Here is a 15,324-nt window from a genome sequence, read left to right as displayed (position 1 = left end):
TGTGCCTCTTGTCACGTCATACGGAGGCATCCTCCGGAATATCCCGGCGATCTTCTTCTGGCTGGGGAAGCGCCGTGGTCACCACATCAAGGCGTCGGAGACATCGGACTGCCAGTAGGTGACGGCCGCGCTGTCGTCGATCCACGTGCCCTTCGGCAGGGCCAGCGAGTCGGGTCCGCCCTCGGAACCGTCACCGCTGTCGAGGAAGACATGCACGGTGCGGACGTCACGCCCGTTCTCCCCGGAGCCGTCGGCGGACGACAGCCGGATGCCCGCATAGGCGGACCGGCCCGGCTCGAGCGTCACGACCGACTGCGGCGCCGACTCCTCGATCGCCTGGGCGCCGACGTAGGTGTCGTTGTCGAAGCCCAGGAGCGGGGCCTTGACGAGGGTGCAGGACTCGGAGCCGGTGTTGGTGACGGTCAGCAGCTGGTGGTTGACCGGGCGGCTCACGTTCCGCACGGTGAAGTCGGCGGACGAGGTGGAGCACAGCGCCCGGACCGGGCCCCGGTCCGCCTGCGGGGCGGCCTGGGCGGGAACGGCCGCCGTCGCCAGAACGGCGGCGGCGGACAGGGCGGCGGAAGCGACGATACGTGCGAAGCGCATGGGGGCTGCTCCTGATGAGAGGTCAGTGACCGGTGGTCGCCCCGGTGTTCCCCGAGGCGTCATCAGCCTGCGGCGTCACCCGTCCCCGCTCCAAGGCCCGCCCGGCATTCCGGGACGCCGGGACGGCCACACACGGCCTGACCTGCGCACATGCCAGGCCGTGGAACGCCTCGGTGGAACGCGGACGGTCAGCCCTTGGGGGCGGGCGACCACCGGGTGTCCCCCGGCGGCTGCTGATACGAGGGCCTGCCCATGGAACCGCTGGTGCGGAAGGGCCTGCCCTGGTCGTCGATCCTGAACACCCCGCGCCGGCCGCCGCTGGACCACTGCACTTCCAGGTGCCATCGCACGTCGTGCTGCTTGGCGTCGGCCTTGACGTAGAAGACCTCGGGGTCGGTGCGGCTGACCTTGTACGGGAAAGCGCGCTGGCCGGCGATCGGGGTGAGGGCGGGTGACCCGGCGTCGAGGTCGACGCCGAAGGACCGTGTCGCCACGTCACCGCCGCAGCCGACGCCCGTGGCGTAGGTGTTCCAGGCGAGCGGCGCGTTCGTGCTGTCCACCCTGACGTGCAGTTCTTCGAGCACGACCGTGCTCGTGCCGGTCCCCTGCAAGGTGACCTTGACGAACTGGTTGTCGGCGGAGACGGCTCCGAGCTCGGACACCCAGGCGGGCGCGTCCTGCTCGAAGGGAGGTTTCGGCATCTGGTCGGGGCCCCGGTTGACCAAATAGCTCTGGGAGCAGGGGCTCTCGTAGGCGTAGGGCCGGGTGTGGACGGTCAGCGGAACGTCGCCCTGGTCGCCGCCGCCCTTGCCGTCACCGCCCTTGTCGTCACCACCGTCCTGCTTGCCGGCGGAGGACGGGGACGTGGTGCCGTCCGGCCCGGCGGAGGCGGCGGGCTCGCCGCTCTCCTTCCCCTCTTCCTCCCCCGGGGAGGAGGACGGCGTGGCGCCCGGGCTCGTCCCGGGCCTGCCGGGCCGGGCCGCCTCGGCACCCCTGGAAGAGGAGGCCGCAGGACTCCGAGGCCTTTTGTCGTCGTCGCCATCGGCGAGGCTGACGGCGAGTGCGGTGGAGCCCATCACACAGGTGACGGCCAGGGCGGCCAGCACGGCCTTCCGGAACTGCCACTTCCGTTGTGGGCGGCCGTCCGGCGAAGCCTGGGGAGCCGGCCCGCTCGACCGCGTGCCGGCGGGACCGGCAGGAGCCGCCGCCACGTCGGGCACCGGTGTCGCCGCCTCTGCCGGAGCCACGGGTTCCGGCGCTGCCGAAGCTGCGGGTTCCGGCTCTACCGGAGCCATGGGTTCCGGCTGGGCGGCATCGGCTGACGCCCCGTCCGCCCGCGGCTTACGGCCCCTCGTCGCGTCCGCGAGGATCCACTGCCGGTGGACCTCGAGCAGCTCTTCCGGAGTGGCCTTGCACAGGCGCGCCAACCGCTCGACCGGAGCGAACTCCGTCGGCACGGTGGACCCGTTGCAGTACCGGTGCAAGGTCGACGTACTGACGTGCAGCCGCTTGGCCAGCACTCCGTAACTCAGGCCGGACCGCTCCTTCAGCGATCGCAGCGACTCCGCGAGATCGCTTTCCCCCACGCCACTCCTCCGTCCCATGTCCCCGTTCCAGAGAACACCCATTCCCCCAGGTCAGAGCCGGTGCCAACGTTCCAGCGTCCCTAACCGGCCAGCGGAGCTGGCGCCCAGGACACGGCGTCGCACAAGCTTTCGTCATCCAAGCACGCCGCTCCCGGATCCGGTCGAGCGGCGCTCCGCTTCCCACCCGTCAAGAAAGAGATCCGCCATGCGCGCCTCCGTCCGCCGACCCCGTCTGCTCGCCGTCGCCGCCCTCGCGATCGCCTCGCTCGCCCTGACGGCGTGCGACAACGGAGAGGGATTCCGCGAGGAGGGCGCCGCCTCGCAGCCCGCCGGATCCCACCGGTCGCCGGCCCAGGACAAGCCGGCCGCCACGCCCGGCGGGACGGCCACCGCCAAGGCCCCGGCTGCGAAGGGGACGGGCACGGGCGGTACGGGCACCGCAAAGGGAGGGGGCCGCGCGTCGGCCGCAGGCACCGACCCGGACGCCCCCGAGAACCGCGTGCCCTGCACCGCCGACAACACCGAGGTCGTGGCCACCCCGGTCTCCCGCCCGCTCAACCACATGCTGCTGACGATCACCAACACGGGCTCCACCCTGTGCGACCTGGCGGACTACCCCATCGTCAAGTTCGAGGGCGCCCAGTCCGTCCCGCCGGTCATGGAGCACACCAAGCCGCAGGCGGTCACCTCGCTCCGGCCCGGCAAGAAGGGCTACGCGGGCGTGATCCTGTCCGCCGGTGACGGCCAGGGCGGCAAGGGCTACACGGCCCGGAGCCTGGAGATCGGCTTCAAGGGCAGCGACAAGATGACCGACGTCGCCCTCCAGGCCAAGGGCGTGCACATCGACAACTCGCTGCGCGTCACGTACTGGCTGACCACGGCCGAGGACGCCCTGTCCTGACCACCGCGTTCGCCGCCTGCCCGGTCACCGGATCCACGTGATCCACCACAACGCTCGAACGCCTGAACGTCTGAACGCCTAGAGGAACTCCGCATGCGCGTCCAACGCCCTGAGCACCTCGGACTCGGGCGCCGACGGAAGCCCCACCACCACCTCGGCGATGCCCAGATCGGCGTAGTGCGCGAGCTTGCCCGCCGAGGGATGCACGGCGTACGGCACCACCTCCGGCTCCCCCGGACGGCCCGCCTCCGACCACACCCGCCGCAGCTCCGGCAGCGTCTCCCCCAGCCCGCTGCCGCCGACGGGCATCCAGCCGTCCGCGTACTCCGCGACGTGCGCGAAGAGCTTCGGCCCGGCCGACCCGCCGATCAGCGTCCGGGGCCCGGTCAGCGGCTCGACGCCCTTGCGCTCGCGCGGCGCCCGCACCGGCTTGGGATGCGCCCAGCTGGCCTCCACCGACCCGAAGTCCCCGGCGAACGCCGTCGGTTCCCCGGCCCACAGCGCCCGCATCAGCGCCATCCGGTCGCGCACCAGGTCTCGGCGCGTACGCCACTCCACGCCGTGGTCGGCGGCCTCCTCCACGTTCCAGCCGTAGCCGACGCCGAACGTGAACCGGCCACCGCTGAGGAAGTCCAGCGAGGCCACCTGCTTGGCCAGCACGATGGGGTCGTGCTGGGCGACCAGCGTCACGCCGGTCCCCAGCTCGATCCTGTGGGTGACGGCCGCCGCCTGGGAGAGCGCCACGAACGGGTCCAGGGCGCGCCCGTACTCGCGCGGCAGCGGATCGCCCGCCGGCGCCGGCGTCACCCGGCTGACCGGGACGTGCGTGTGCTCGGGCAGGAAGAGACCGGCGAAACCACGCTGCTCCAGCTCATGGGCGAGCCGGACCGGAGTGATCGTCTCGTCGGTGAGGAAGGTCGTGGTGGCGATGCGCATGCCGGGCACCCCTGTCGTCGCGTGTGACCAAAGGTAAGCCCTGCCGGGCCACCGTGACCCCCACGACAATCAGCCGACACACCACTGGCCCACACGGGCGTCCCTCCGCCACACTGCGGCCATGCGCCGCCGCGACGTCCTCAGAACGACGGCTATCGCCGGAGCCGTCACCGTGCTTACGCTCGACGGCGTGAGTTCCGCCCACGCCGACGGCCCCGCCCGCACCACGGGCGAGGAGACCCGCACGCTCACCGGCCGGCTTCCGGCCGATACCGCGGACTTCGTCTACCTCCCCGTGGAAGTACCGCGCGGCGTCCGTGAGATCGCCGTCTCCTACGCGTACGACAAACCGCCCGTCCCACCGGGCACCCAGGGCAACGCCTGCGACATCGGCATCTTCGACGAGCGCGGCACCGCGCTCGGCGGCCCCGGCTTCCGCGGCTGGTCGGGCGGCGCCCGTACGGAGTTCGCCATCAGCGCCGAACGGGCCACCCCCGGCTACCTCCCCGGCCCCGTCCGCCCCGGCACCTGGCACGTCGTCCTCGGCCCCTACACCGTCGCCCCCCAGGGCCTGGCCTACGAGGTCAGGGTCACCCTGCGGTACGGGCGCCAGGGCGCCACCCCGCATCCGGTCCACCCGCCGCGCCGGGCGAAGGGCCGCGGCCGCGCGTGGTACCGGGGCGACAACCACCTCCACAGCGTCCACTCCGACGGCCTCCGCACCCCCGCCGAGATCGCCGCGGCCGCCCGCGCCGCCGGCCTGGACTGGATCACGACCACCGAGCACAACACCACCTCCGCCCACGCCGCCTGGCAGGGCCTGTGGGGCGACGACCTGCTGATCCTCACCGGCGAGGAGGTCACCACCCGCAACGGCCACGTCGTGGCGCTCGGCACGGACCCCGGCACCTTCATCGACTGGCGCTACCGCGCGAGAGACGACCTGTTCGGACGTTTCGCCCGCAGAATCCGGCAAACAGGCGGCATGGTCGTCCCGGCCCACCCCTTCGGCGCCTGCGTCGGCTGCAACTGGAAGTTCGGCTACGAGCACGCCGACGCGCTGGAGGTCTGGAACGGCACCTGGACCCCGGACGACGAGATGGCCGTGGCCGCCTGGGACGCGATGCTGACGACGGCCGCCCGATCGGGCGGCCGGTGGCTGCCGGCGATGGGCAACAGCGACGCCCACCGCGAGCCGCAGGTGGTGGGCCTGCCGCACACGGTCGTCCTGGCCGACGACCTCTCGCACGACGCCCTGCTGGCCGGGCTGCGGGCGGGCCACAGCTGGATCGCCGAGTCCCGCGCGATCGACCTGACGTTCACCGCCACGGACACCCATGGCGGCCACGCGAGCCTGGGCGAACGCCTGCGCACGGACGACGCCGTGACCCTCCGCCTGACCACCAAGGGCGCCACCGGCTGCACCGCGACCTTCGTGACGGACCAGGGCGTGCTGTTCACGGCCCCCGTTCCGGCCGACGGAACCCTCGAGTGGCACACCACGCCCGCCCGGTCGGCGTACGTACGGGCGGAGATCCGCCGGCCGTCGGGCGCGATGGTGGCCCTGACGAACCCGGTGTTCCTGGAGCGGCGCTCTCAGGCGGCGACCGGCTCGTCGGACAGGTAGGGCGGGGCCGGCTCGTACTGGATGGCGTCAACGACGCGCACCCCACGTTTCGCGCCGCGCCGCGCAGGTGCAGCCGGGCGGTCGCGTGAACAGCGGCGCGTACCCGGCCCGCGTCGCCGCAGCCAGATGCCGTTCCGGCAGGGTGGGGGGTCCGGAGGCGTGGGCGAGGAGCGGTACCGGCTGGGGCCGGGGTGGTGGCTGAGGCGTGGGCTGAGTGGTCTCCGCCCGAAGCCGCCACCGGAACCACAGGCGCCTCACGCCTCCTCCTCCCGCCGCAGCCGCCGCTCGTGGTGCAGCAGGTCCTCGGCGGCGCGCCCCAGGCTCCGGGCGAACGTGATCGCCGACGCGTACCCGTCCCCCGGCCCCAGCCCCAGCCGGTACCGCGCCTCCCGCACGGCGGCGAGCGCCGGACCCCGGACCGGATCGCCGAGCGCCCGCGCCCGGGCGGCGACCTCCACGTCGTAGGCCCGCTCCTGCACGAACACCTGAAGCCGCGCGGTCACCGCCCGCACCCGCCGCGTATCAGGCAACCAGCTGCCGGGGGCGGCGGCCTCGCGGATCACGTCCTCGATCGGCTCACGCCCGAGCCAGGGTCCGGGACCGGGCCCGGTCCTGCCGGTGCGCGCGGGACCGCTGTTCGCGGTCCGGGGGAAGAAGGGCATGGCGGCTCCTTCGAGAGGTACGGAGGCGACAGCCGAGCCCTCGCCCCGAGGTCGTCACCACCTTGCCGAATCCCAAAATTAGGATTCAAGAGAATCGGCGTCGAATCATCGCTAGGCTCCGAAGTGGCAAATGCCAGGGCGCCAACAGAAGGCTTGGTGGCGGTACTTGCCGCTCACGCGACGATGTCGGACGCACTCATGACGGGAGCAGAGGGGTGCGCGACACGAACACGCGGTGCCAGACTCAGCCCAGCAACAAGCGGCCACGGAAGGCAATGAGGGTGGGAGCACGCATCGGCCCGACGGCCCGGCGAATCGAACTCGGAATCGAACTGCGCCGACTGCGCAGTGAGGCCGGAATGACGCTCGAACAGGCGGTCAAAGGCCTCGGCTTCAGCGAGACGCAACTTCAGCGCGTGGAGACCGGGAGCATCCCTCTCAAGCAAGCCGGTCACCTGCGCAAGCTGCTCGAGCGATACGGCATCGCAGACGAAGAGCACATTGCGACGCTCATTCATCTGCACCGGGAATCCGGAAGCCAGGAGTGGACGTCATTCGCCAGTACGGTCCACCCCACCGTCCGAACCTTTGTGGGCGTCGAGTCGGTGGCCCGATCCATCAAGGCATGGCACCCGACTCTCGTCCTCGGCCTACTTCAGACCCGGAGATACGCGACCGCTGTCTTCGAAATGGAGAAGATGCATGACGAGTTCACGAGCGAGTACATCGAGCAGAGTGTTCGCCTGCGCATGATGCGCAAAGAGCTGCTGACCCGGCAGGACGATCCAGTGCACCTCTGGGCGATCCTGGGCGAGGCGGCGCTCCGCCACATCGTGGGCGGCAGCGACGTGATGCGCGAGCAATACTCCGAGATCACCGCGCTCGCGGAGCTGGACAACGTAACGGTTCAGATCCTCAGGACCAGCGAAATCGGCTACAGGTTCGGGAGCGACTTCACAGTCCTCGATCTGGGCGGGACACTGCCGTCGACGGTCCAGGTCGACGTGCCCTGGGGAGCCGCGTCCATGTCGGACAAGCCGCGTGAGGTCGGGAGATTCTCCCGGAAGTTCAATGCCCTCAGCGCAACGGCTCTGCCACCCGAGCAGACCTCGGGGTTTCTGCAGCGACTATCGAGAGAACTCAACGATGTCTGACATACGCACCACTCAACCTATCCTCACCGGCCACCCGTGCGTGTGGATCAAGTCCTCCTATAGCAACGCCGGGCAGAACTGCGTCGAGGTAGCCGGACTCGGAAGCCATGCGACCCGGGTCGGAGTCCGCGACTCGAAACAGAACAACGGCCCCGCCCTCGCCGTACCGGCCGCAGCCTGGACCTCGTTCATCCGCGAGGTCCAGGCGGGGGGCCGCCTAGGCTAGTGATCGATTCCGGCGGTGGGCCGTCGCACCTCGAAGTGGAAGCATCCGTATTCCAGTGCCCTGACGTGCACGAGCACCACGTCCGGGTCGCTGAACGCATCGTCGAAGGCTGCGTCGAAGCCGGCCGTGGTGTCGGCCGGAATCTCCAGAAGGCGTCCGCCGGCGATATGGCCCCGGGCATCGTAGCGGCGCACGGTGCGCAGGGCGCCCAGCCGATCGAAGGGGTAGTTCTCGCCGGGAGTGAACCCGCCGCAGTCATCGGCGTGGATGAAGACGGGGCCCTGTTCGTCGTACGCGCCCGGCAGTGCACCCCTATCGGCGGCCCAGCGTCGCAACGGGGCGTACGAAACGAGGGCAATCCGCTCGCCGAGCGTGATGGGGCGCAGGCAGCAGCGCAGCGGGGAGCCCGCATCGTCGCGGGTCGCGATGTACGGGGCGCAGGGACGGCCTGCGTCGTCGGCAACCCGTAGTTCCTTGAGGGCGGCTGGGTCAATGGGGAGCACGGTGTACCTGGTCATGTGCCCATGCTGGTTCGACGCACGTGTGTTCGCTGGCAGGAAACGGACGTCGCGTTCGTGCACGCTCACGCAGAAGGCTGACCGGAAACGTCACACCCGCTGAACGCAGGCCCCCTACGATCGCCATCCCTTGGAGTCGATCATCTAGCCCGCCGGCACCGTGGGCAGAGCCCCGCGCAGGGCGTCGAGGAGCGCTCGGGCCGCGGGGCTCGCGGGGCCGGTGGACCGCCAGGCGAGGGCGACACGGGCGCGGATGCCGGGACGGGTGATGGTCAGTGTCCGCAGCTGCCCGTCGGAGGCCGAGCCGTCCTCGCCCGTCGGTAGCACCGCGAGGCCCAGGCCGCGGGCGGCGAGCTGGGCGAGTACATGGGGCGCTGCCGCCTCGAAGGTGACGCGGGGCCGGAATCCGGCCTGTGCGCAGGCGCGTTCGAGCGCGGCGCGCACCCCGGTGCCGCGCGGCAGGCAGATCAGGGCGCGGTCGCGCAGCTCGGCGAGCGGAACGCTCGTACGGTCGGCCGGGGCGAGGAGCGGGTCTCCGGGCGCGACGGCGACGGCCAGCGGGGCGTCGATGACGGTCTGGAAGGACAGGCCGGGCGGGGGTACCTCGTCGATCGGTCCGAGGAGGGCGATGTCGAGTTCGCCGGCCAGGAGCGCGGCCTGCATGCGCTCCGAGGTGTCTTCGGTGAGCGCGATCTCCAGAGCGGGGTGGGCGTCGTGGAAGTCCGCGAGGAACGAGGCGACGTCGAAGGCGTGGCCGGTGGCCCCGGAGACCAGTCCGAGCGAGACGCGGCCGCGCAGCAGCCCCGTGTACGCGTCGACCGTCTGCCTGACCGCGTCGGCGGCGGCCAGCGCGGCGCGGGCGTACGGCAGGACGGCCCGGCCCGTCTCGGTCAGCGTCACCGACCGGTGGGAGCGGTCGAGCAACGGCTGTCCCAGCTCCTGTTCCAGCTGGCGGATCTGAGCGCTCAGGCCGGGCTGGGCGAGGTGCAGGCGGGCGGCCGCACGCGTGAAGCCGCCCTCTTCGACGACGGTGACGAAGTAGCGCAGCTGACGAAGCTCCATAAGCATCAATGCTAGATGGCAGCAGGACTATCTATTGGACGTATGGATCGACCGCCCGCACGCTTGATCGCATGCACAACACGACGGGGCGCGCCGGCGATCAGGCCGGCGTCGAGACGGACGTCAGGGCCGCTATCGCGGCGGAACGCCGGGAGCTGGCCGACCTCTTCGAGGGCCTGCGGGCCGACCAATGGGATGCGCCCAGCCTGTGCGAGGGCTGGAGGGTCCGTGAGGTCGTCGCCCACATGTCGATGGGATTCCGGCTCTCCCTGCCCGCCACACTGGGCGAACTCGTGAAGGCACGCGGGAATCTGCACCGCATGACCGACCGTGTCGCGCGCAGGGACGCGGCCGCCCACTCGGCCGGTGAGCTCGGCGCCTTCCTGCGGGACAACGCCGACCACCCCTGGACGCCGCCGGTCGGCGGGTTCGTCGCGGCCCTCGGCCATGACGTGGTGCACGGGCTGGACGTCACCGTCGCCCTCGGACTCGACCGGCGCGTTCCCGATGACCGGTTGCGCGTCCTGCTCGACGACATCAAGCCCCGCGGCCTGAAGTTCTTCGGCGTCGACCTCCGCGGAGTGCGGCTGTGCGCCGAGGACATGGACTGGTCCTACGGTTCCGGGGCGCCGGTGTACGGCGCCGCCCAGGACCTCCTCCTGCTCGCCTTCGGCCGCAGGCTCGCGCACGGCCGCCTGCGCGGCGAGCCGAGCAGCCGCTTCACCTCCACCGGCCGGTGAGGGCCATGCGTACCCGACTCCTCCAGGCGCTCTCCCTGTTGTCCACCGGCCTGCTGGCCGGTGCCTTCGGCTACGGCGCCGCCAACCTCGTCCCGACGTTCAATGCCGTGCCGATCGAGATGAGACTCGATTTCCACACGGCTCTGATGAGGATGAACGGCATCACCATGCAAGCCACGATGGCGGTCTCGGCCCTCAGCACCCTCGCCCTGGCCGCCGCGGAGCGCGGCCGGGCCCGCGTCCTCGCCGGCGCGGCGGGAGCCCTGGTGGTGTCGTCGTCCCTGATCACGCGGTTCGGGAACGTCCCCATCAACGGCCGTATCAAGCAGTGGGCCGCCACCGCGCCACCGGCCGACCACGCGGAAGTCCTGCGCCGCTGGGAACTGTTCAACGACGCCCGCACTCTGACCGCCGCGATCGCCTTCGGGCTCCTCGTCCTCCTCGCCCTCCGGGTCAGGCGCTCGCGCTCGTGAGGACCACGAGCTGCTGGGTCGCTCGCGTCATCGCGACGTAGCGGTCGACGCCTCCGGCGACGCCCTCGCCGAACGACTCCGGGTCGACGACGACCACCAGGTCGAACTCGAGGCCCTTCGAGAGCTCAGGGGTCAGCGACCGGACGCGCGGCGTCGCCCGGAACGTCGGATCGCCGATGACGCAGGCAATACCATCGGCGTTCTCGGCGAGCCAAGCGCCGAGGATCGAGTCCAGGTCCGTGACGGATCCGCGGACGACGGGGATGCCGCTGCTGCGGATGGAGGTCGGCACGTTGGCGTCGGGGAGCACGGCCCGGATGACCGGCTCGGCTTCGGTCATGACCTCGGCCGGCGTCCGGTAGTTGACGCTCAGCGACGCCACGTTGATGCGGTCGAGTCCGATCCGCTCGAGCCGCTCCTGCCAGGACTCGGCGAAGCCGTCCCTGGCCTGGGCACGGTCGCCGACGATGGTGAAGCTGCGGGACGGGCAGCGCAGGAGCAGCATCTGCCACTCGGCGTCGGTGAGTTCCTGGGCCTCGTCGACGACGATGTGCGCGAACGGGCCGGCGAGCCGGTCCGGGTCGGCGGCGGGGAGGGCGGTGTCGTCGATGAGGGTGTCCTGCAGGTCCTTGCCGCGCAGCATGGTGACCGCGCCCTCGCCGTCTTCGTCGGAGGCGAGGACGTTGTCGATGACGGCGGCCATGCGGGCGCGTTCGGCGGCGACGGCAGCCTTGTGGCGGCGCTGCCGCCGGTCCGACTCCGGGTCGCCGAGGCGCTGCCGTGCGGCGTCGAGGAGCGGCAGGTCGGAGACCGTCCAGGCCTGGGGGGCGTCCTTGCGCTGCAGCTTGCGTATCTCGTCCGCACTGAGCCAAGGGGCGCAGAGACGCAGGTAGGCAGGCACCTCCCACAGGTCTCCGACGAGGTCGGCCGCCTCGAGCAGGGGCCACGCGCGGTTGAGGGTTCCGACGAGCTCTGCGTCGTGTCGCAGCGCCCTGCGGAAGAGGTCGGTCGGGAGGTCCTCGTTGTCGCACCGGTCCAGCAGGATGGTGACGAGCTCCTCCCAGATGAGCTCGCGCCCTTCGTTGTGCGGGGTACCGGCTGCCGCGTCGAACGCCTCGGCCCAGTCGTCGGCGGTCAGCCGGATGTCGGCCCAGGTGGTCGAGACCGTCATCCCCTTCGTGGGGGGCTCTTCGTAGATGCTGACTGCCTTCTCGATCGCCTTCACCATGTCCGCGTTCGACTTCAGGCGCGCCACCTCGGGGTCGGTCTCGAGGGCCGCTGCGGCTCCCTCGGTGACGAGGTCGCGGACGGTGCAGGTCTGCACGCCCTCCTCGCCGAGGCTGGGCAGGACGTCGGCGACGTAGTTCAGGTAGGGCTGGTGCGGGCCGACGAAGAGCACGCCGCCGCGACGGTGGCCGAGGCGGGGGTCGGAGTAGAGGAGGTGGGCGGAGCGGTGCAGGGCGACGACGGTCTTTCCCGTACCCGGGCCGCCGTCGACGACGAGGGCGCCGCGGGAACCGGCGCGGATGATGGCGTCCTGGTCGGCCTGGATGGTGCCGAGGACGTCGCGCATCCGGGGCGACCGGTGGCTGCCGAGGCTGGCGATGAAGGCGGACTGGTCGTCGAGGGCGGCGTGGCCTTCGAAGCCGTCGGCGGTGAACACCTCGTCCCAGTAGTCGCCGATACGGCCGCGGGTCCAGCGGTACCGGCGGCGGCTGGCCAGACCCATGGGGTTGGCGTGGGTGGCGGCGAAGAACGGCTCGGCCGCCGGCGAACGCCAGTCGATCAGCAGTCGGCGGCCCTCGCCGTCGGTGAGGCCGAGCCGTCCGATGTACACGGGCTCGGAGTCGTCCGCGCCGACGATGCGTCCGAGGCACAGGTCCAGGCCGAAGCGGCGCAGGGCGCGCAGGCGGGCGGTGATGCGGTGGATCTCCGCGTCCCGGTCCATCGCCTCCCGGCCCAGGCCGCCGGGCGCCTTGCGCACGTCGTCGAGGCGGTCGGACAGCTCGGCGATCGTCTGCTCGAGGCTCTCCCCGAGGGCCGCGAAGTGCTGCTCGTCGTCGGAGATCAGTTTCGGGTCGGCCTTGGCGGCCAGGCGCTCAGGAAGATCAAACGCGCTGGTGGTCAGGGAGTTCATGGGTCTCATTTCCGCAGGTTCCGGCCTCGAGCGGTCGATTCTGCGGCATGACCGGGGCCTTGCCGCAAGGCCCCCCGTGCGCTATAAGTTAAGAGTGGCGAAGGGTGAGTACTCCCCTTCGCCTTTGTTGTTGTCGTCCACTGCGGACGCACACACGCCCACACGCCCCACAAGCCCGGGGCCACCCTCTCACGCACGCCTTACGGCCACGCTCGCCTTCACGCCTTCACCCCTTCACGCCTTCACGCCTTACGGCGCTTCGTGGAGCCGGGTCAGCAGGGCCATGAGCTGCTGCCGCTCCTGCGGGGCGAGCGGTGAGAGCAGCTCGTCGTTGGCCGTTTCGGCGAGGGCCGCGCAGCGGCGGAGGACGGCCTCGCCGTCCGGGGTGACGGTGACGGCGTTCTTGCGGCGGTCGGCGGGGTCCGGGGCGCGCAGGACGAGGCCCGCGTCCTGGAGGTGGTTGAGGATGCCGACCATGTCCTTGGGGTCGACGGCGAGCCGGCGGCCCAGGTCGGCCTGGGCGACGGGGCCGTATTCGGCGGTAGCGGCCAGAACAGCGTGCTGCATCAGCTTCAGCCCCTCGGCGGCGATCGCGTCGGCGACCAGGCCCCGGCCGCGTGCCGCGACACGGCCGACGAGCCAGGTCGGCAGGGACTGGATGTGCTGGAGGGGCGAGGTCATGCGAGCACTCTAACGAAAACCGTTGGACTTCCCCACGACTTTTCCCTTACCGTTGGGACACCCAACGAATTGAACCAGGTCAGATCGGATCGGGGAGGTCCTGTGCTGCGCATTCGCCATGAGGTCAACGGTGGGCCCGAGGTGCTGTTCGCCGAGGAGGTCGACCGGCCGGAGGCGGGCGAGGGGGAGGTACTGATCCGGTCCGAGGCGGTCGGGGTGACGCTGCCCACCGTGCGCAAGGTGCGCGAGGGCAGCGAGCCGACGTCGTTCGGGGGCGAGGTCGCCGGGGAGATCGTCGCCGTCGGTGCGGGAGTCACCGACTTCGCCGTCGGGGACCGCGTCACGGGCCTGTGCTTCACCGACGCCTACGCCGAGTTCGTCGTCCTGAACACCGCGATGGCCTCCCGGATACCGGACGGCGCGAGCGCCGTGGAGGCGGTCGCGCTGGTCCGCAGCGGGCTGGTGGCGCGCGGCGCCTACGAAGCGGCGCGCGTAGAGCCCGGCGAATCGGTGCTGGTCACGGCGGCGGCCAGCGCGGTCGGCACGCTCGCGCTGCAGTTCGCCAAGGCCGGCGGGGCGGGACGGGTCGTCGCCGCCGTCGGCAGCGCCGACAAAGCCGACTTCGTCCGGGGGCTGGGCGCCGACGACGTCGTCCTGTACGAGGACGCCGACTGGGGCGCCCCGTACGACGCGATCATCGACGGCGTGGGCGGCGACCTGCTCGGCCGCGCCGTACGGGCCCTGGGGACGGGCGGCCGCCTGGTGGCCTTCAGCTCGGGCGGCGGGACGGTGGAGGCGTACGAGCTCCTGGTGCGCGGCGCCTCGATGATCGGCTTCCAGATGCGGGCCGTAGCCCTGGGCAAGCCCGAGCTGTACGACCGCTGGCTGCGCGAGCTGTGGCAGCTGCGCGACGCGGGCACCCTGCGGACCGCCGTGCACGAGGAGATCCCGCTCGCCGAGGCCGCCCGGGCCCACGCCGTCATCGAAGAGCGCCGCAACCTCGGCAAGGTCGTCCTCGTCCCCTGAGCCCGGCCCTACCGCCGTCCTCGGAGCCCGAACCTACGGTCGGCGCCCTGGCCTACCGCCTGCGCCCGGTCCTACGGCCGGCGCCCTGACCTACCGCCTGCGCATCAGCAGATGCCCCCGGCGGTACCGCTCACCCTCGCGGGGCTCGCGCAGCATCCGGCCGACCTCGTCGAACCCGGCCTCGTACGCCAGGGCGGCGAGATCGTCGACCGGCCACCGGTACGCCGTGGTCACCTTGTGGTCGAACGCCACCACCGGGCCACCCTCGGACTCGAAGAACGCGAGCAGGAGATGGCCGCCCGGGGCCAGGGCCCGCCGGAACTCGGCCAGGTAGGACGGGACGTCCCGCGGCGCGGCATGGATGACCGAATACCAGGACAGGATGCCGCCCAGCTCGCCGTCGGCCGACTCCAGCGCGTCGATCGAACCGAGCTCGAAGCGCAGGTCGGGGTGCGCCCGGCGGGCCAGGTCGATCATCGCCGGCGACAGGTCGACGCCGAAGGCGTCCAGTCCCAGGTCGCGCAGGAGCGCGGTCATGTGCCCGGGCCCGCATCCGAGGTCTCCGACGGGCCCGGCGCCGGTGGCCCGTACCGACTCGGCGAACGCGCCGAGCATGGCGCGGTCCAGCGGAAGGTGGTCGAGCGCGTCGCGGACGAGTTCGGCGTAGAGGACGGCGACGCCGTCGTACGCCTGGGCCGTCGTCTGGGCCGTCGTCTGGGCCGTCGCATGCGTCGAAGGGGAGGATTCACTCACGGGACACGACACTAATCACCCCCTGCCACGCCCCCAGCGGCCCGGCACGCGCGCGTGAAGTGACGGGCGCCACAGCCGAAGTAGCCGGCAACCTCATCGCCGCCGCCCGCTCGGCCGGGGCCACCCGGGTCGCCCCCCAGGGCCTGGCCTACGCGTACGACCCGGCCGCCCGCTCGACTGACGGCCGGAGGGGCCGGGGTGGGATGGGCCGGGCCCTGAGAGGGACGTCAGGGTTA

16 protein-coding genes are annotated in these 15,324 nt (G+C 71.6%); 7 read left to right on the top strand and 9 right to left on the bottom strand.

Annotation, left to right across the window (positions count from 1 at the left end):
* Positions 1-78 precede the first annotated feature (78 nt).
* Together AB4K12_RS26930 and AB4K12_RS26925 are read right to left on the bottom strand one after the other, a co-directional pair.
* Positions 79-606 carry a DUF4232 domain-containing protein gene (locus tag AB4K12_RS26930; protein ID WP_368436884.1) on the bottom strand — a complete coding sequence of 176 codons (528 nt, stop codon included), beginning with the start codon at positions 604-606 and terminating at the stop codon, positions 79-81.
* 188 nt (positions 607-794) lie between these two features.
* The gene (locus tag AB4K12_RS26925) at positions 795-2,192 is read right to left on the bottom strand and encodes a helix-turn-helix domain-containing protein (RefSeq protein ID WP_368436883.1); all 1,398 of its coding nucleotides are present in this window, start codon (positions 2,190-2,192) and stop codon (positions 795-797) included.
* Positions 2,193-2,397: 205 nt separating this feature from the next.
* Here AB4K12_RS26925 and AB4K12_RS26920 point away from each other — a divergent pair, with 205 nt between their 5' ends.
* Complete coding sequence (locus AB4K12_RS26920; protein ID WP_368436881.1) at positions 2,398-3,093, top strand: DUF4232 domain-containing protein; 696 nt, start codon at positions 2,398-2,400, stop codon at positions 3,091-3,093.
* A gap of 78 nt (positions 3,094-3,171) precedes the next feature.
* On the opposite strand, the gene AB4K12_RS26915 is transcribed toward AB4K12_RS26920, so the two are convergent.
* Complete coding sequence (locus tag AB4K12_RS26915; RefSeq protein ID WP_368436879.1) at positions 3,172-4,029, bottom strand: TIGR03619 family F420-dependent LLM class oxidoreductase; 858 nt, start codon at positions 4,027-4,029, stop codon at positions 3,172-3,174.
* A 121-nt stretch (positions 4,030-4,150) separates the two neighbouring features.
* Between AB4K12_RS26915 and AB4K12_RS26910 the strand changes: the two genes are divergently transcribed.
* Complete coding sequence (locus tag AB4K12_RS26910; RefSeq protein WP_368436877.1) at positions 4,151-5,656, top strand: CehA/McbA family metallohydrolase; 1,506 nt, start codon at positions 4,151-4,153, stop codon at positions 5,654-5,656.
* 254 nt (positions 5,657-5,910) lie between these two features.
* Here the strand turns inward: AB4K12_RS26910 and AB4K12_RS26905 are convergent, their stop codons facing one another.
* Positions 5,911-6,318, bottom strand: coding sequence for a DUF6415 family natural product biosynthesis protein (locus AB4K12_RS26905; protein WP_368436875.1), 408 nt, complete (start codon positions 6,316-6,318; stop codon positions 5,911-5,913).
* 275 nt (positions 6,319-6,593) lie between these two features.
* Between AB4K12_RS26905 and AB4K12_RS26900 the strand changes: the two genes are divergently transcribed.
* Both AB4K12_RS26900 and AB4K12_RS26895 read left to right on the top strand, forming a co-directional pair.
* On the top strand, positions 6,594-7,472 hold the full coding sequence (locus tag AB4K12_RS26900; RefSeq protein ID WP_368436956.1) for a helix-turn-helix domain-containing protein: 879 nt from the start codon (positions 6,594-6,596) through the stop codon (positions 7,470-7,472).
* Positions 7,390-7,698: a DUF397 domain-containing protein gene (locus AB4K12_RS26895; protein ID WP_368436873.1), complete on the top strand. Its 309-nt coding sequence runs from the start codon at positions 7,390-7,392 to the stop codon at positions 7,696-7,698. Before AB4K12_RS26900 ends, AB4K12_RS26895 begins: the two co-directional genes overlap by 83 nt.
* On the opposite strand, the gene AB4K12_RS26890 is transcribed toward AB4K12_RS26895, so the two are convergent.
* Positions 7,695-8,216, bottom strand: coding sequence for a DUF1203 domain-containing protein (locus tag AB4K12_RS26890; protein WP_368436871.1), 522 nt, complete (start codon positions 8,214-8,216; stop codon positions 7,695-7,697). The two genes, AB4K12_RS26895 and AB4K12_RS26890, sit on opposite strands and share 4 nt — an antisense overlap.
* 144 nt (positions 8,217-8,360) lie before the next feature.
* Complete coding sequence (locus AB4K12_RS26885; RefSeq protein WP_368436869.1) at positions 8,361-9,278, bottom strand: LysR family transcriptional regulator; 918 nt, start codon at positions 9,276-9,278, stop codon at positions 8,361-8,363.
* Between the two features lie 71 nt (positions 9,279-9,349).
* Between AB4K12_RS26885 and AB4K12_RS26880 the strand changes: the two genes are divergently transcribed.
* Both AB4K12_RS26880 and AB4K12_RS26875 read left to right on the top strand, forming a co-directional pair.
* A complete protein-coding gene (locus tag AB4K12_RS26880) occupies positions 9,350-10,018 on the top strand; it encodes a maleylpyruvate isomerase family mycothiol-dependent enzyme (protein ID WP_368436867.1) in 669 nt (222 codons plus the stop codon).
* A 5-nt stretch (positions 10,019-10,023) separates the two neighbouring features.
* On the top strand, positions 10,024-10,491 hold the full coding sequence (locus AB4K12_RS26875; RefSeq protein ID WP_368436866.1) for an anthrone oxygenase family protein: 468 nt from the start codon (positions 10,024-10,026) through the stop codon (positions 10,489-10,491).
* Here the strand turns inward: AB4K12_RS26875 and helR are convergent.
* Both helR and AB4K12_RS26865 read right to left on the bottom strand, forming a co-directional pair.
* Positions 10,472-12,628 (bottom strand): RNA polymerase recycling motor ATPase HelR, encoded by a 2,157-nt coding sequence (gene helR, locus AB4K12_RS26870; protein ID WP_368436864.1) that lies wholly within the window; start codon positions 12,626-12,628, stop codon positions 10,472-10,474. The genes AB4K12_RS26875 and helR overlap by 20 nt on opposite strands.
* Before the next feature lie 249 nt (positions 12,629-12,877).
* Complete coding sequence (locus tag AB4K12_RS26865) at positions 12,878-13,309, bottom strand: MarR family winged helix-turn-helix transcriptional regulator (RefSeq protein ID WP_368436862.1); 432 nt, start codon at positions 13,307-13,309, stop codon at positions 12,878-12,880.
* A 102-nt stretch (positions 13,310-13,411) separates the two neighbouring features.
* Between AB4K12_RS26865 and AB4K12_RS26860 the strand changes: the two genes are divergently transcribed.
* Positions 13,412-14,335, top strand: a complete 924-nt coding sequence (locus AB4K12_RS26860) for a zinc-binding alcohol dehydrogenase family protein (protein ID WP_368436861.1) — start codon at positions 13,412-13,414, stop codon at positions 14,333-14,335.
* A 90-nt stretch (positions 14,336-14,425) separates the two neighbouring features.
* On the opposite strand, the gene AB4K12_RS26855 is transcribed toward AB4K12_RS26860, so the two are convergent.
* Positions 14,426-15,088 (bottom strand): trans-aconitate 2-methyltransferase, encoded by a 663-nt coding sequence (locus AB4K12_RS26855; RefSeq protein WP_368436859.1) that lies wholly within the window; start codon positions 15,086-15,088, stop codon positions 14,426-14,428.
* Positions 15,089-15,324: the final 236 nt, after the last annotated feature.

It is taken from the genome of Streptomyces sp. C36 (assembly GCF_040932295.1).
In the GTDB taxonomy this organism is placed as follows: Bacteria; Actinomycetota; Actinomycetes; order Streptomycetales; family Streptomycetaceae; genus Streptomyces; species Streptomyces triculaminicus.
This window is presented reverse-complemented; position numbering and strand designations above follow the sequence as displayed.

Excerpts from the sequence above, each read along its gene's own strand:
- AB4K12_RS26915 (WP_368436879.1), bottom strand. The coding sequence starts at position 4,029 with ATGCGCATCGCCACCACGACCTTCCTCACCGACGAGACGATCACTCCG.
- AB4K12_RS26885 (WP_368436869.1), bottom strand. The coding sequence starts at position 9,278 with ATGGAGCTTCGTCAGCTGCGCTACTTCGTCACCGTCGTCGAAGAGGGC.
- AB4K12_RS26895 (WP_368436873.1), top strand. The coding sequence starts at position 7,390 with ATGCCCTCAGCGCAACGGCTCTGCCACCCGAGCAGACCTCGGGGTTTC.
- AB4K12_RS26880 (WP_368436867.1), top strand. The coding sequence starts at position 9,350 with ATGCACAACACGACGGGGCGCGCCGGCGATCAGGCCGGCGTCGAGACG.
- AB4K12_RS26890 (WP_368436871.1), bottom strand. The coding sequence starts at position 8,216 with ATGACCAGGTACACCGTGCTCCCCATTGACCCAGCCGCCCTCAAGGAA.
- AB4K12_RS26900 (WP_368436956.1), top strand. The coding sequence starts at position 6,594 with ATGAGGGTGGGAGCACGCATCGGCCCGACGGCCCGGCGAATCGAACTC.
- AB4K12_RS26930 (WP_368436884.1), bottom strand. The coding sequence starts at position 606 with ATGCGCTTCGCACGTATCGTCGCTTCCGCCGCCCTGTCCGCCGCCGCC.
- AB4K12_RS26865 (WP_368436862.1), bottom strand. The coding sequence starts at position 13,309 with ATGACCTCGCCCCTCCAGCACATCCAGTCCCTGCCGACCTGGCTCGTC.
- AB4K12_RS26875 (WP_368436866.1), top strand. The coding sequence starts at position 10,024 with ATGCGTACCCGACTCCTCCAGGCGCTCTCCCTGTTGTCCACCGGCCTG.
- helR (WP_368436864.1), bottom strand. The coding sequence starts at position 12,628 with ATGAACTCCCTGACCACCAGCGCGTTTGATCTTCCTGAGCGCCTGGCC.
- AB4K12_RS26905 (WP_368436875.1), bottom strand. The coding sequence starts at position 6,318 with ATGCCCTTCTTCCCCCGGACCGCGAACAGCGGTCCCGCGCGCACCGGC.
- AB4K12_RS26910 (WP_368436877.1), top strand. The coding sequence starts at position 4,151 with ATGCGCCGCCGCGACGTCCTCAGAACGACGGCTATCGCCGGAGCCGTC.
- AB4K12_RS26920 (WP_368436881.1), top strand. The coding sequence starts at position 2,398 with ATGCGCGCCTCCGTCCGCCGACCCCGTCTGCTCGCCGTCGCCGCCCTC.